Source organism: Enterococcus sp. E4-223, from assembly GCF_035727065.1.
Lineage (GTDB): Bacteria > Bacillota > Bacilli > Lactobacillales > Enterococcaceae > Enterococcus_B > Enterococcus_B faecium.
Window position 1 is genome coordinate 146,928 of sequence record NZ_JAPMLH010000008.1, and the last position, 10,877, is coordinate 157,804.

Here is a 10,877-nt window from a genome sequence, read left to right on the forward strand (position 1 = left end):
TTTGTTTCAAAAACAGATAAAAATTGCTAAACTAGTATGTGAATGTTGGGCAAAAAAAATATTTTTTCAACTGATTTCGATAGATAGTGTCGAAAAAGTTCATTTAGATATCTTATCAAATTCTGTAGTAATCTTTTCTAAGAAGGACTTATCAATAGCTACAATTAAAAAAGAAGTTTTTGGATTACAAATTTATGAGATGACCTAAATGTGATTAATTAAAGGAGGATGAAGACAGTGAAAAAGATGACAAAATTAGTATTTGCAAGTCTTGGAATTATTGTATTTTTAGGAGCGTGTAGCAATCAAAGTGAATCGAATAATTCTAATAGCACAAACGAGGAATCGACTTCTACAGCGTCTAGTGAAATGAATAGTATGGAGGGAATGAATCACGAAGGTATGGTTCCTTCTTCAATGAAAGATGCTGCGAACCCTAAATTCCCGGTGGGAAGTAATGTTATACTGCTAGGCGATCATATGGAAGGGATGAAAGGTGCAAATGCTCAAGTTGTAGGGGCCTTTGATACTACAATGTATGAAGTAAGCTATGAGCCAAAAACTGGGGGACCAATGGTTAACAATCATCGATGGGTAGTACAAGAAGAGTTAAAAGATACTGAGACTGTAGCAAATGAGGGCGATACTGTTATCTTGAATGCCGATCACATGGATGGGATGATGGGAGCTGAAGCAAAAGTAGATAAATCTATTACAGGAACTGTTTATGTTGTTAATTACACTCCAACCGATGGTCAAGAAGAAGTTAAGAATCATATGTGGGTAACGGAAGATGAGATGGAATATGACGAAAATAATGAGTAATTTTATATACTAAACCAATAAGCTGGTACATGGCCTTCGTATTCTCAACATGAGGAATATGAGCTCTTTGTTAATAAGGACTGATGAGTTGTGCAAAATCAAATCTGGGTCAGAACGAACCTCATTCTGGCTCAGATTTTTGGCTCTTCGACATTTAGTGCTGGTAGAGAGACAACTGAAAATTTAGTCATAACCAGTTAGGCAGAGTGCTTAACTGGTTTTTGTTTTACTTGGAAGATCAAGCCTTGAATGAGATAAATTCTTGCTCGAAAGTTGTGGAAATTTCGATAGCCGTAGGCTACTCGTTTTATCACTTTTATCTTATTATTTGTTCTTTCCAATGCACCATTACTATACCTGGGTTTTAAAGCATATTGAATCCCTAATTTGTATTTATTTAAAAACGTCAGCTTCTTACAAAACCATTGTGGAAGGCATTGATCTAAGCTGTTGATCGTATCGAAAAAACTTTGGTTGTCCTTGTGTTTAAAGTGATAGAGGAGGAGCTGGCAAGTCTCGTAAGCCCTGGTTAATTGCTCGTCGTAACTCAAAAGCTCATCGACCATCGCTTTTTGCGTCATTGGTCTGCGAAAGGATCGATCATATTGATAATCGGAACTATCCAGATCATAGGCATGCGTAAGGAGTAATTTCCAGAATCGCTTCAATCGTCAATACTTTGTCGGTTCCGTTTTTTGAAACCTGTTCATTGTTTTGATTCGCAACTGATTTAACGTACGAGTGATTTGTTGGACAATGTGAAAGCGATCGGTCACGATTTTGGCGTTTGGGAAGACCGCTTTTACAAGTTCAAAATAAGGGGCATTCATATCCATCACGACGTATTTCACGTTCGCTCGTGCTTTTCTAGTGAATTTAAGGAAATATGGTTTTAAGAAAGCAAGGCGACGATTCTCCAATACACCGATTAATTGCTGGGTCTGCCCATTCATAAAAACAAAACTCATTTTTCCACTGCAGGACTTCATCGATTTGAACTCATCAAAACAAAGGACCGAAGGTAACGTATCAAAACGAGGATGATACGTTTTTAAACAGGTGTGCAGGACACGCAGAACGGTTACGTCAGAGACAAAATAGCGATCGGCAATTTGGTTCTGTTGCAAAGTTTTCCAAAAAATCTATTTTAGTGTAAAATTGAGAAAAAAGACAGAGAGGACAGAGTAATGAATCATTTTAAAGGCAAACAATTCAAAAAAGACGTCATTATTGTCGCTGTTGGTTACTACCTGCGTTACAATCTAAGCTATCGTGAAGTTCAGGAATTGTGATATGATCGTGGAATAAATGTTTGTCATACTACGATTTATCGTTGGGTACAAGAGTACAGCAAAGTCCTCTACTATCTTTGGAAGAAGAAAAATAGACAATCCTTCTATTCATGGAAAATGGACGAAACCTATATCAAAATTAAGGGACGTTGGCATTATCTTTATCGTGCAATTGATGCGGACGGCGTAACCTTAGATATCTGGTTACGAAAGAAACGGGATACGCAAGCAGCCTATGCTTTCTTAAAACGACTCCATAAACAGTTTGGTGTGCCGAAAGCAATTGTGACCGATAAAGCACCTTCTCTTGGCTCCGCCTTTAGAAAGTTACAGAGTGTGGGTTTATATACTAAGACAGAGCACCGAACTGTGAAGTATCTTAACAATTTAATAGAACAAGACCATCGACCTATTAAACGACGGAATAAATTTTATCAAAGTCTCCGTACAGCCTCTTCCACGATTAAGGGCATGGAGACCATTCGAGGAATATATAAAAAGAACCGAAGAAATGGAACGCTCTTCGGCTTTTCGGTGTCTACTGAAATCAAGGTATTAATGGGAATAACAGCCTAAGATATTTGGAGTTCAGAGAGGGCGCGTTTGATTTTCAAACTTCGCAACAGAACCAAATAGTCTATACAGTAGAAGATGCCGATGAGTAAAATATCACATTACCTGTATTCAATTATTGGGAAACAGTTGTGAAAGTAAATGGGAAAAAGAGCACTATAGAAAATGACAATGGTTTAGTGTCTATTAAAGGTACGGGAAAAAGAACTATAGTTGAGGTTTCATCTACGTATCCAACTACGATGATTCTATCTTTATTAATTAGTTCAATAACTTTTATATTCTTATTTACACGTTATTTAATAAGATGCTGCGGTTAAATGAAAATAGATTAGATAGATATTATAAATATGTTGATTCTATTTTCATAGCAATGGAGAAAATACATTAGCAATATATAAAAGAAGGTATCAAGAGTCACAGTGAATTTATTCCGAAAAGTGAAAAGAGCAAATATAAAATTTAATAAAAATATAGATCTAAATAGGAAAACGTAGACGTAATTTTCTACGTTTTCCTTTTCATATATATTAAATATTACGGAAAATTATATAAACTAATTTAGTGTTTTGTTTGTAATTCCTAATTTTGCTCCACTTTTAGATAATTTTTAGGTCTATTTAACTCATCAGACATTCTATGCTCATTTTTCTCCAAATTTGTTTCAACTCTTTCGTACTTAATTTTGCGTATTTGAAAATTCTTCTTTTAGAGTACTTTTATTACGATACTAGTATGATATATATCTATAGCAAACAGTTAAAATCTTCCTAAAATAAGCGAATAGCATTCCTAAAACCTATAAAATTTTTAGATGAAGCGACAAGTGGACAATTAATAAACTACTTGAACATGAAATTATGGATCACCTTTCAAATTTAGAAAATAGAATTCTTATACTTATTGCGCAACATTTATTGATTGCAAAATTATGTGACAAAAAGAACTAGTAGAAGAAGGAAGAATGGCTTGATAATAAAGTACTACCTATTAAAGGTAGTACTTTATTTAATTTAGTATAAATTAACATACTACTATATTTTAGATTTCATATTATATAAATTAATAATATACTACCATTTGTTGGTAGTATAATTTAAAGGTAATAAGTTATTCTTTTATTACTATGTTTGGGTTTTATAGCAAAGAAAGTTTAATAAGAGTTTGGACCTAGCAAACAATATTAATGAGGTCATTAAATCTTATTATCTTTAGTGATATAACGAAATATCTACACAGACAAAATTATGATCTTGCGTAAAGTTATAAAATATTAATAAAAATATTTTATTAATGAAAAGCTTGGTAGCACGGTTATTCATATGCTAATTTATTTCACTTTATAGTAAGGGGAGTTCTTAGTATATTGTTCAAACTTAAATTTTATATAATTTAATTATGTAAATTAGCTATTCTAAGAACTTCTACGGATAACTGCCCGTCTAAAATTTAAATAAGAGCTTAGAATCTTCATATAAGTAAGGTTAATTTTTTTGTACAAAAAAGTCGGAATATTCTGAGTTACTGAAATGATATAAAATCATAAACTAAACCCCTTGTTTTTCTTGACTTTTAACAGAGTATATATATAAGTTCATGATTATGGTAAAATATATACATAATCATAAACTCAGAATATTTTTAAGAAGGGAAACAACAGTGAGCTATAATGTACAACCATTAAGGACAAATGAAGAGATACAAGATTTTCAGTTTTGGCTAAGAAGAACAAGTAATCCGGAAAGAGATAGTTTTTTATTTTTGTTTGGAATCAATAATGGGTTACGTATGTCAGATATTATAGGATTAAAAGTTGGAGATATACGAGGTAAAAGTAAGCCTATTATTGTTGAACATAAAACAGGTAAGCGAAAACCGATTTTTATAGATAATTTGAGAGAAGAGATTTTATTATATACTGAAGGTAAAGAAGAAAATGATTGGTTATTTCCAAGTCGGCAACAAGGTCGACATATAACAAGGGATCGTGTCTATCAGATATATGCAGATATAGCAGAAAAATTAGGAAGAGATGATATAGGGACACATACATTAAGAAAAACTTTTGGGTATCACTACTACAAAAAAACTAGAGACATTGCTACATTAATGTTTATTTTTAATCATAGCTCACAAGCAATTACAAAAAGGTACATTGGTATAACTGAAGATGAAATAGGGGCATCACTTCGTGGATTTAAATTGGGAAGCTAACTGTTAAAATGAATTAATGTTGAACTATAATTATAAAAAAGATGTGCTCATAAGTATAAATTTGATGAAGGAGTGAGAACTGAGTATGGAATCAGCAATGGATCAACAAACAATGAACCATATTATTGAAGCCATGATTAATGATTCTTTAATTATTTTTGTAGGTGCTGGAGTATCAGCTAATTCAGGTTTGCCTACTTGGAATCAACTTATAAGTGAGTTTAGAAGGGAACTTTCACTGAATGAAAATGAAGAAGATAACTTAAAAGTTGCTCAATTTTATTATGACACGTGGGGGAAGCAAAAATATTTTCAAAAAATTACCGATGTATTTAAAGAACACACTAATGCAGTGCCCAATGAAATACATGAACATATCTTAAAAATTCAGCCACGACATGTTATAACGACGAATTATGATACATTACTAGAAGAAGAATTAAATAAAGGTGTTACAAAATATAGTATCATAAAAAGTGATTATGATATTCCTTATACCCAAGGGAATAGGTATTTAGTAAAGATGCATGGTGATTTAAATAGTAAAAATATTATCTTAAAAGAAAATGATTACTTGGATTATGAAAATAATTTCCCAATGATCTCAACACTAATAAAATCCCTGATAATGAATAATACCATCTTATTTATTGGATATTCATTAGGAGATACTACATTCAACTCCATCTTTAGATTAATTCATAACAGTCTGGATGATCACACAAAGAAATCTTATTTTTATACTCCAAACCAACCCAAAGAAGCAGTTATAGAATATTACAAGAAAAAAGGTATCCATGTTTTATCAAGTGGTAAAAATGATATTCCTAGGGAAGATTTAGGAATAGAAACTGTCAACTTTTTATCAAATATATCTAGCAATAACAAAAATAAAAAAAGCAGGGACATTCAAGATGTGTGGAATAGTATCAAATTTTTAGATAAATTTAGCTTTGTAGAATCACGAGATGTTGTTAGTCACTTGAATTTAGAAGAAGATGCATATCTTTATTATCCAGATCAGTATAGCTACAATATAAATACTAAAGAAAAAAAAGTATTTGCTCTACCTGACAAAAGTAATACAAGAAAATTTTTAGAGAAAAAAACTTGGTTAAATTCTTTTTTAGGAAATGAAATTACTCACCCTGATGATGTGAAACAGAATAATATTTTACAGCCCGCATTTGAATTATATAAATTAAATCAAAATAATGAAGCCAAAATAAAATTTAGAGAAATATCAAATGAAGCATATAAAAAACAAGATTATCTAAATTATATGATTTCAGAATTTAATGTAACTAATATTAAATTTGATATCTTTAAAGAGGAACCAGAAATTCCACAAAGTATTGTCAACACAGAACTACGTGAAGTAATAGATAAAATAATTAATAACTCAAACAACGATACTAAAAAATATGCTACTTATTTTAGAGATACTATTCTAAATTTTAATTTTATTTATAAAAAATTATTTAAAATTAATGATTTGTTGGATAAACTAAAAGTAGAGAACAATACTGTAAAAAATGGCGGTTTTTCATATAACAGTAATTTTAGTATACTACAATATGAATTTCAATCTTTCATACAATTTGTGAACGCAAACTGTATATGTATTGGCCATTACAAAGAATTTCAAATGATAGTAAATAGATATTTTGAGAGTTTAATAATAGCATCCAATAATTCAAACATTTTGTATGACAATAAAGATAAACATAGTCATGCATCCTCTGTTATAGATGAAATTGAACTGAGCGATATAAAAGAAATAATTCCATATCTTGATTTGAAATTGCTCCCCATCTATCTGGACAAATATTCTATTAGTAAAATCAAAATAACCGAAGAGGCCTTCGAATATATTATAGATACTAGTGTAGAAATTTGTGAAAAAATTACAAGCCATATAGATAATAATTTTTCATTATTGAAACAATATATTAAATTTTTATCCTATGTTGACATCTATAAATTTGATTACAGAAAACTAGTCAACTTACTTTCTATATACCCAATTTTCCACAATAATGATAATGAAGTTAGAAAATTATTGTATATGTTGCTAAGTAAAAACGAAAATTATGTAGAAAGTGATGTCACAGATATATATGATTGCGTTAGTAATCATATAAAGTATATAATAAATAAAAACTATGAATTTCATTTTAACAACTTTTATATTTATAGTAAAATCCTAAAAAGCTTAAAAAAGTGGAATAAAGATTTAATCTTAAGTATAGATAAGGTATTCGAAGAATTTCTAATTATCGAAAATGTACCTGGTAAACTGCAAACAATAATAAACTACAAAGACTATTTAGCTAACTTTTATGAGTATATAGGAATACCAGAAACCAAGCTAGTAGACAAAATACTAACAAGATATTCCAGGTTGCCCTATGAAGAAAAATCATTCAATTTTATTATAGAATTGATTATTTCTGGTTCAGATAAATTTGATAACATAAGAAACGAAGTCTTAACAAATATCATCCAACGAATTAATATCGAACAAGTTAAAGGAATAAAATCATATCCAGATACAATAGAAGTAGCAACATCTGATCTGTTTAATCTTATCCAACAAAATTACTTTGATAAATACCAAATAATTAGTAAAGAAGTAGAAGGCAAAATGAAAGGCAGATCTCCCTTAATTGATTGGATGCTGTTCGATGCAAGAACTGACGAAATAATTGAGAAGTTACTTAAAACTATGAGCTTCTCTACCTTAAAAGAAGTACTATGTACTACGATAAGTGATAAAAAAATCATAGATACTTGGGCTATTAAACAATTTGAGTTAGGTAAGGTATAACATAATTTTCTTCTTGTTTTTTACAGATGTTGACAAGAAATTTTATAGCAGTTACATTAAGGGGATAACTAATAATATTCAAACAAAAAAGACGAGAAGCTATTATGGTTTCTCATCTTTTTTATTTTACTATATTTATAAAGAATTAAGCGCATCAATCGTAGCTGCATTGTCTATATGGGTATATAAAGTCGTTGTATTGGTACTAGAATGTCCCAATTGTTGGGCAGTTAATACCAAAGAATTTGTCTGTTGATAGAGTCTAGTAGCCAATGTATGACGCAGTTTGTGCGGACTGACTTGAATTCTAAAGCCTTTTGAATATTTTGCTACCATCCGTTCGATTGCAATACCGGATATACGTTTGGCTTCTCCTTGGTAAATTGCTAGAAATAATGCTTTTTCGTTTTCTGTCACTTTATATCTTTCTTTCCGAATAGCTAGATAATTAGCTAAATATTCCATTGCGAACGCTGCTATATTGACCGCATCTCTCTTATTTCCTTTTCTAGTTACTACCACATTATTCTTATCCAAAGATAGATCATCTAAGTTAATATTTACAACCTCGGAGAGTCTCAATCCAGATCCTAAAATCAGTGCATTGATCGCCAGGTCTCTTTCTACATCTCGATGGTAATAGATCAGAGCTCGTTTGCTCAAAGTATTTTTATATTCATTGGCAATATAATCTAGATAATTTTGTGTATCTTCGTCTAGAAATAATTTTTTCTCAATGGCATTTGCACGAGCTGCTAAAGTTGTTTTATCTGTGATAGTTGCTACCTGGTCCATAGGATTATCGTCTAAGTATGGTTTTCCTAGAGGATTATTGGAACTTTTCGAAAGATATTTAAATAGAACTTTCAATGCTGTTATATTTCTATTGATAGTAGAAGTGGATAGGCCTAAGTTATTATTATCTTCGAGCTTAGCTTTTGTTGTATCTTTTTTTACATTTTCTTTTGCGCGACGTTTCAAATGAGATTTGTACAAGTTTAGGTCATAGGCAGTTAACTGTCTTATCGAGGTGATTGAAGTATCAGGAACGATAGACTCACTCAGAAGCCATTCATAAAAGAGCTTATAATTTTTTAGATATTCTAAAGTGGTTCGAGGTGATTGATCTTTATCTTCACGATCTTGAACAAAATCTTTTATATAATCGGGCATATGAAGTATGATTGTATCTATTTTTTGATATATTTCTGTATTTTTCATGTCATTCATCCTTTCAATAAGTAGGAGAGAGGAGTATCCCTACAATTGGACTATACCAATTATAGGGACGTTTGTCAATTGGTATGCTATATTTTTTTTGGAAAACACAAATTATATAAGGTTCTATATAATCATATAAAATAAATGGTATATATAAATAGGCGAGGGGATAGCAGTTTGTATTCTAAAAATTTTTTTGGTTTTTCTTAATTCTATAGAAAGAACAATCTTTCTATAGAGTTAGACATGAGAGGGACTACGATTGATTTAAAATCAATAAGCGTATATACTGTATATACAAACAAAAAAGGGGAGAAGACTATGGCAATCAAAGAAAGAAAATTCAGAGAAGTAGGGAATTCAGTAGTATTAACTATTTCAAAGGAGTTTCTTAAAGAAAATGGGTTAAATCCTGGAGATACGGTTTTTTTAGATGAAGAAAAACTTCGAGCAGCAATTACAAAAAAACAAACCTTATCTGATGAGATCGATGTAGCAATATCTCAAGCATTAACTGAATATGATACTACTTTTAGAGAGCTTGTCGATAAATGAGTGTTCATTACCTAGAAGCCAAAGATGTTATAAAAATGAATGTGATCCAAATAAAAAAATACTCTCCTAATGAACCCATTGGTGTAAAGGACGCGAATGCTTTAGAAATGTGTGTAGGACAACTTCGAGCCTCAGCTTTTGGTGAAGAGGTTTATCCTTCGATTTATGAAAAAGCAGCTATCCTACTTATACAATTGATAAAGAAACATCCTTTTCATAATGCAAATAAACGTACTGCTTTCTTAGCTACTTTTGTCTTTTTGAAAATCAATGGACAGCTTTTAGCTATTGATCAAAAAGATGCTGTAAATTTAGTGGTATATATTGCTACATATGATAAGGATTTTGACCAACTAAAATATGAAGTGATCAACACTATAAAGACACATACGAAACCCATTTAAGGAGTTGCTGTATGTGTCTTTATAGTGTTATTAGCTGCTATAGCGAAATAATTGAAGTAAATTACAAATAGCTATAATTCAAATCCAACTATACAGAAAACGTAAATTTTCTATATACTTGGATATGCTGGAATGTTTAAGAGAATAATTACATTTCTAGAAAATACGATAAAAATTACAGGATAATTAGCCATATCCTACCTCCTCTAGCAGTTGCTCAAAAGTTAGCACTAAGTAACTTCTTTTTTGTTGCTGGTAACAATTTATCAATACTAAAATAGCTTTTAAGTATCTAATAAATACTAATTTTAAAGCTCTTAATTATTATGAAACACGATATAACAATATTGCTATATCGTGCTATTGTAATATTATACATTTGAAGACAGCGTATTCTTGTTCTAATATCAGGAATTTTTTATAAATATCAGTCATATTAAGACTCAAAATTTATTGGTATGTTCCTCTGTATAGAGTTTGACCGTCTACCATTATATAGCAATTATTATCATTGTTGTCTTGCACCAATATACCGTTAAGGGTAGCACTAGGAGTAGTAACAATCACTGGAAACTCATGAGAAAGCTCGGTCATTTTTCCTGTTCTGCTAGAAGTCAATTAATACTGTACCCGTGGTGCTAGTTAATTTTTTCCTAGAGGAAAATGTCTAAACATGTTGGTAAATCAACAAAAAAACGCATACAGTAGTCTCAAAACTCCCAAGAAATGAGGACTACATATGCGTTCATCAAAATATACTGAACATTTTGACTTAGCCAATCCTGTTACTAAAGTCGATGATATCCCCGATTATGAAATGTACAGTCAAACAATCGATAGCTTAAATAAGCGTTTTGGCAATCGTGTTTTAAAAGGCATCGAAATCGGTTACATCGCTTCTGAAAAGGATCGGATCATCGACTATTTAGCCGATAAAGATTACGATTTAAAATTACTCAGTGT

At 30.9% G+C, this 10,877-nt stretch carries 7 protein-coding genes and 4 pseudogenes; 9 read left to right on the top strand and 2 right to left on the bottom strand.

Annotation, left to right across the window (positions count from 1 at the left end):
• Window position 1: 1 nt before the first annotated feature.
• A complete protein-coding gene (locus OS139_RS11700; RefSeq protein WP_002307659.1) occupies window positions 2-208 on the top strand; it encodes a hypothetical protein in 207 nt (68 codons plus the stop codon).
• A 20-nt stretch (window positions 209-228) separates the two neighbouring features.
• Window positions 229-825, top strand: coding sequence for a YdhK family protein (locus OS139_RS11705; protein ID WP_002351732.1), 597 nt, complete (start codon window positions 229-231; stop codon window positions 823-825).
• A gap of 197 nt (window positions 826-1,022) precedes the next feature.
• Here OS139_RS11705 and OS139_RS11710 read toward each other — a convergent pair.
• Window positions 1,023-1,940, bottom strand: a pseudogene (locus tag OS139_RS11710) (ISL3 family transposase); the annotation flags it as partial.
• Window positions 1,941-2,012: 72 nt separating this feature from the next.
• On the opposite strand from OS139_RS11710, the pseudogene OS139_RS11715 reads away from it, so the two are divergent.
• The 4 genes and pseudogenes from OS139_RS11715 (at window position 2,013) to OS139_RS11730 (ending at window position 7,734) form a co-directional block, all read left to right on the top strand.
• Window positions 2,013-2,693: pseudogene (locus tag OS139_RS11715) on the top strand (IS6 family transposase).
• A 50-nt stretch (window positions 2,694-2,743) separates the two neighbouring features.
• Window positions 2,744-3,010: pseudogene (locus OS139_RS11720) on the top strand (hypothetical protein); the annotation flags it as partial.
• 1,339 nt (window positions 3,011-4,349) lie between these two features.
• Window positions 4,350-4,904 (top strand): tyrosine-type recombinase/integrase, encoded by a 555-nt coding sequence (locus OS139_RS11725; RefSeq protein WP_061343393.1) that lies wholly within the window; start codon window positions 4,350-4,352, stop codon window positions 4,902-4,904.
• Between the two features lie 85 nt (window positions 4,905-4,989).
• Window positions 4,990-7,734 carry an SIR2 family protein gene (locus tag OS139_RS11730; protein WP_221669429.1) on the top strand — a complete coding sequence of 915 codons (2,745 nt, stop codon included), beginning with the start codon at window positions 4,990-4,992 and terminating at the stop codon, window positions 7,732-7,734.
• Window positions 7,735-7,869: 135 nt separating this feature from the next.
• On the opposite strand, the gene xerS is transcribed toward OS139_RS11730, so the two are convergent.
• Complete coding sequence (xerS, locus tag OS139_RS11735; RefSeq protein WP_174131365.1) at window positions 7,870-8,955, bottom strand: tyrosine recombinase XerS; 1,086 nt, start codon at window positions 8,953-8,955, stop codon at window positions 7,870-7,872.
• 321 nt (window positions 8,956-9,276) lie between these two features.
• On the opposite strand from xerS, the gene OS139_RS11740 reads away from it, so the two are divergent.
• The 3 genes and pseudogenes from OS139_RS11740 to OS139_RS11750 form a co-directional block, all read left to right on the top strand.
• The gene (locus tag OS139_RS11740; RefSeq protein WP_002295764.1) at window positions 9,277-9,510 is read left to right on the top strand and encodes an addiction module antitoxin; all 234 of its coding nucleotides are present in this window, start codon (window positions 9,277-9,279) and stop codon (window positions 9,508-9,510) included.
• Window positions 9,507-9,914 (top strand): type II toxin-antitoxin system death-on-curing family toxin, encoded by a 408-nt coding sequence (locus OS139_RS11745; protein ID WP_002307501.1) that lies wholly within the window; start codon window positions 9,507-9,509, stop codon window positions 9,912-9,914. The genes OS139_RS11740 and OS139_RS11745 overlap by 4 nt, the downstream gene beginning before the upstream one ends.
• A gap of 739 nt (window positions 9,915-10,653) precedes the next feature.
• Window positions 10,654-10,877, top strand: a pseudogene (locus tag OS139_RS11750) (histidinol-phosphatase); the annotation flags it as partial.